We start from the raw sequence: 3,419 nt of genomic DNA, 5'->3' as shown, positions 1-3,419 counted from the left end.
CGGATATACCAAGCAGTGGTATCTGGACCGCGCGCTTAAACTGCGCCAAAGCTGCTCGGGCGTAGCGATTAGCACCGACATCATCGTGGGCTATCCAAGCGAGAGCGAGGAGGATTTTGCCGAGACGATGGAGGTGTTAGAAGCGGTGAGATTCGAGCAGGTTTTTTCCTTTAAATTTAGCCCGAGACCGCTCACGCCGGCAGCAAATTTAAAGCCGCTGGATGATGAAATTTCAAGCGAAAGGCTAAGCAGGCTACAAAGCGCTCACGCTAAAATTTTAGACGAGATCGCAGGAGCGCAAAAAGATAAAATTTTCGACGTGTATTTCGAGGAGCTGCGAGAGGGCGGTACCGCGTGCGGTAGAAGCTTTTCAAATTTTCTAATCTGCGCGCAAGGCGGCGAGGAGCTACTAGGCAAAACGCGCAGAGTACGTGTCGAAAAGACCGCCAGAATGGCGCTTTATGGAAAAGTTATCGCTTAAAAAGCGGCTGTTTTTCCGCATCGCCGAATATCTCATTTTTATCCTGATTTGGTGTATTTTTTTAACGTGCAGGGTTAAATTTACCCCCGCTAAGCTGCCCGAAAAGCCCTGCATCGTCGTGTTTTGGCACGGAAGGCTAGCGATGATGAGCTTTGCTTATAGGCGCTGGTGGCTGCGGGATTTCGGCAGCAAAAGGCGCGCCAAGGTTATCATCAGCGATCACAAAGACGGCGAGATCATCACGCGCGTGATCTCGCATTTCGGCATCGGCGCGATCCGCGGTAGTAGCTTCAAGGGCGGCGCGCGCGCACTTATGGGCGCGATCAAAGAGATAAAAAACGGCACCGACGTCATCATCACTCCCGACGGCCCGCGCGGCCCGCTTCACAGCGTCGCCGACGGTGCCGTGATCCTTGCGCAGCGGCTAAGCCTAGGTATTTACGCGCTAAATTACGAAGCGAGCAGTTTTTGGAAATTTCATAGCTGGGACGAGATGGTATTGCCAAAGCCCTTTTCGCGCATAAATTACAGCCTCAGCGCGCCGCTAAATTTAGAAGGACTTGACCTTGAAGAGGGCAAAGAGGCGATTAGGCAACTGCTTTTTGCAAGCGCCGAGAAGGACGTTAAATTTTAGTTTGAAATAATAGTGTTTCGATATAATTGCAATTTTAGGAGAAAAAATGGCACTATTTAAAGCAAAATCATTCCTCGGCGTCGCTAAAAGTGCTGACGCATGCGAGTTTTTTTATAGAAAATTGGGCTTTGGTAAAAGAATTTTGGATGAGAAATCCGATCGCTTTCCCATCGCGCAAGAAAACGATCTGGCTACCTCGCTGGCAGGCTTTGCGGATCTGAGTGATAAAAATTTAATCTCTTGTGTGTTGATAGACGACGAAAATCAAAGGGTGCATTTTAACGAAGATTATATGATTAAAGAAAATAGTATTTATCAAAAAGTCGATGATAGTTTCATAGTGGAATTTCCTCGCGCAAGTGCACAGGCGGCGGATGAGACTTTTGGAATAGAATTTAGCTCGCACGCTAGTTTATTTAAAATTTTATACTTCTTGCTAAAAAATCAAAGCGATTTTGAAAACATGGCGATGTTTGCACTGAAATTTAATAACCGCGCGTGTTTTGTCGTCGCCAACCAAGAGCGCGTGCTCTACGCCGACATAATGCGCATCGATGAGGAGATGCAGGCGGCGATGAGCGATACTGATGAGCTATTTTATGAGCTTTTAAATTTTCAGATCGAGACCTTCTATAAATCCGAAAATAGCGAGTTTCTCACCAACGTTTTCATCTACTCAGACGGCACACTTAGCAACGAGATCGGTTATGTGATTTTTACGCGCATCTTCATCAAAACAAATCTGATAAATCTAAATTTCGCCGATTACATCAACAAAATCGCGATGCTGGAAGCCCGCTAGATCAAATTTTTCGCTCTGGCACCTAGGCAGAATTTGAAAATTTTATCTTTGCAGTATTGCGTTTGCTTGATACGATTTGGTTACTCGTTCGCGGTTGCGTTTTGTTAAATTTATCTCGCGTTACATAATGAAATTTTGACTAGATAAAATCATCCGTATTTAAACGACTTGCTTTTAAATTTAAGCTTTTTTGCCGCAAAGAGCCCGTCTTGCGCCGTAAATTTTGTCTTTTTCACGAATCCCGATTAATTTTGCGTAAAAAATTTTCTATCAAAGCCCGCCTTTGCTCCACATCGTCGTTCTCGCTAATGCCCTCTAGCTCGCTTGCGTGATGGGCCTTGGGCGGGATATCTTTCAGATACGACCACACCTCGTCCTCGCTTAAAATTTTGCCGTGCAGATCAAAACCTACGTTTAGCGCCCTGCCCGAAACCTCGGCGATATCTGCGTGCAGGTGACCATAGAGCATCAGTGCGCCATAATGGCAGTTTGCCCACTCGATCATAGGGTAGTGAGACAGAGCCGCTCTCTTATGCGATAGGCGCACAAAGGCGTAGCCCACGATCTGCTCAAACATAAAATTGCCGTCCGCCTTGCGTCCGCTTAGCAGTTCGTTTTTCATCGCGGCGATCCGTCCATCGTGGTTACCGAGCACCAAAAAATGCCGCCCGTTTAGTCTGCGAAGTAACTCGCAAGTGTGCGCAAAATCCTTGTGAAAGGAGACGTCGCCAAGATTATAGACAAGATCCTCGGGTGTAACAAGCGCATTCCAAGCGGCAATGAGATTTTCATCCATCTCGGTCACGTTCGCGCCTTTTCTAAAATTCGGGTATTTTTTCAGTACCAGCTCGTGGCCGAAGTGCAGATCGGAGGTAAAATAAACGCTCATAAAAGCTCCTCAAATAGCGCAAGATCCGCGCCCTCGGCAAATAAAAATCCACGGTTTATCGGCGGGATTTTTAGGGTGCGGCACGCTTCTTTAAATTTCTTGTCCATCGCCGCTTTGATATATGGCGTCACAAAAATAAAATTTTTGCCAGCTCCGACGGCCACCTTGCCGCCTAACACGCAGTCCAAGCCTTTTTCTAGGCAGCGCGCGCATTCGTTTCGCTGCGCCGAGCTTAGCACTAGTCCTAGCCGCTTGCAGGCAAGACCCACGCCGCGAAGCTCGCCAAGACCGCGTTTTACGAGATAAATTTTTGCTGCGGGATTAGAAATTTCGGGAGTTAAGCTTAACGCATCGACCGCTAAAAACTCAAAGCTCTTTTTTACGCCGCTAAAATACTCGTTTAAAAACGGCTCGCTAAATTTCGCGCGAATAAATCCGCGCTTAAACTGCTCCGTTAAATTTGTCTCGTCGGTGAAGTATTTTAGGTTTCGCTCGCGCAAAAACCGCTCCAGCTCGCACTTTCGCACGCCCAAAAGCGGACGAGCGATCGCGTAGTCATCGCGGGGCTCAAGCTCCTGCATGCCTAGCAGCTCGCTAAGCCCCGCGCCGCGCC

At 47.6% G+C, this 3,419-nt stretch carries 4 protein-coding genes and 1 pseudogene; 3 read left to right on the top strand and 2 right to left on the bottom strand.

Translation table 11 applies throughout. The annotated features are described in order from the left end of the window. The 3 genes and pseudogenes from Q0369_RS10265 to Q0369_RS10255 all read left to right on the top strand — a co-directional run. A pseudogene (locus Q0369_RS10265) lies at positions 1 to 481 on the top strand (tRNA (N6-isopentenyl adenosine(37)-C2)-methylthiotransferase MiaB); the annotation flags it as partial. Continuing rightward, on the top strand, positions 462 to 1,115 hold the full coding sequence (locus Q0369_RS10260) for a lysophospholipid acyltransferase family protein (RefSeq protein WP_298099498.1): 654 nt from the start codon (positions 462 to 464) through the stop codon (positions 1,113 to 1,115). The pseudogene Q0369_RS10265 and the gene Q0369_RS10260, both read left to right, overlap by 20 nt. Before the next feature lie 46 nt (positions 1,116 to 1,161). After that, positions 1,162 to 1,917 (top strand): hypothetical protein, encoded by a 756-nt coding sequence (locus Q0369_RS10255; RefSeq protein WP_297895608.1) that lies wholly within the window; start codon positions 1,162 to 1,164, stop codon positions 1,915 to 1,917. Between the two features lie 232 nt (positions 1,918 to 2,149). On the opposite strand, the gene Q0369_RS10250 is transcribed toward Q0369_RS10255, so the two are convergent. Then, positions 2,150 to 2,806 carry a metallophosphoesterase gene (locus tag Q0369_RS10250; protein WP_298099493.1) on the bottom strand — a complete coding sequence of 219 codons (657 nt, stop codon included), beginning with the start codon at positions 2,804 to 2,806 and terminating at the stop codon, positions 2,150 to 2,152. Beyond that, positions 2,803 to 3,419, bottom strand: a 617-nt coding sequence (locus tag Q0369_RS10245; RefSeq protein ID WP_298099490.1) for an ATP-binding protein, incomplete at its 5' end; no start/stop codon positions are given. The genes Q0369_RS10250 and Q0369_RS10245, both read right to left, overlap by 4 nt.

Origin of the sequence: uncultured Campylobacter sp., from assembly GCF_938030685.1 — a bacterium.
In the GTDB taxonomy this organism is placed as follows: Bacteria; Campylobacterota; Campylobacteria; order Campylobacterales; family Campylobacteraceae; genus Campylobacter_B.
The sequence above is the reverse complement of the archived record's forward strand: the minus strand, read 5'-3'. Positions and strand labels throughout refer to the sequence as shown.